Origin of the sequence: Avibacterium endocarditidis (assembly GCF_965138825.1) — a bacterium.
Classification (GTDB): Bacteria; Pseudomonadota; Gammaproteobacteria; order Enterobacterales; family Pasteurellaceae; genus Avibacterium; species Avibacterium endocarditidis.
Map to the genome: position 1 here is coordinate 1 of NZ_CBCSDH010000042.1, position 579 is coordinate 579.

Annotated in this window: 1 protein-coding gene; it reads right to left on the reverse strand. The window is 45.1% G+C overall.

The features are described 5' to 3' along the window. A partial coding sequence (locus tag ACNAV8_RS11605) for a GTP-binding protein (RefSeq protein ID WP_415777755.1) occupies positions 1-579 on the reverse strand: 579 nt, incomplete at both ends.

Consider the following 579-nt stretch of genomic DNA (forward strand, 5'->3'; position numbering starts at 1 on the left):
AGTTTCTTTGATACCTACGATTTCTACTTCATCACCCGTGCGGATAATACCACGCTCTACACGACCTGTTACTACGGTACCACGACCTGAGATTGAGAATACGTCTTCGATTGGTAATAAGAATGGTTGGTCAATCGCACGCTCTGGCTCTGGAATGTAAGTGTCTAAGTGGTTTGCTAACTCAAGGATTTTTTCTTCCCATGCCGCATCGCCTTCTAACGCTTTTAACGCTGAACCACGTACGATTGGTGTATCATCACCTGGGAAATCATATTGAGAAAGAAGCTCACGCACTTCCATTTCTACTAATTCTAATAACTCTTCGTCATCTACCATATCGCATTTGTTTAAGAATACGATGATGTATGGTACGCCTACTTGGCGTCCTAATAAGATGTGCTCACGAGTTTGTGGCATTGGGCCGTCTGTCGCTGCTACTACTAAGATTGCACCGTCCATTTGCGCCGCACCAGTAATCATGTTTTTAACATAGTCCGCGTGTCCTGGGCAGTCAACGTGTGCGTAGTGACGTGTTGGAGTATCGTATTCAACGTGTGAAGTGTTGATGGTGATACCACG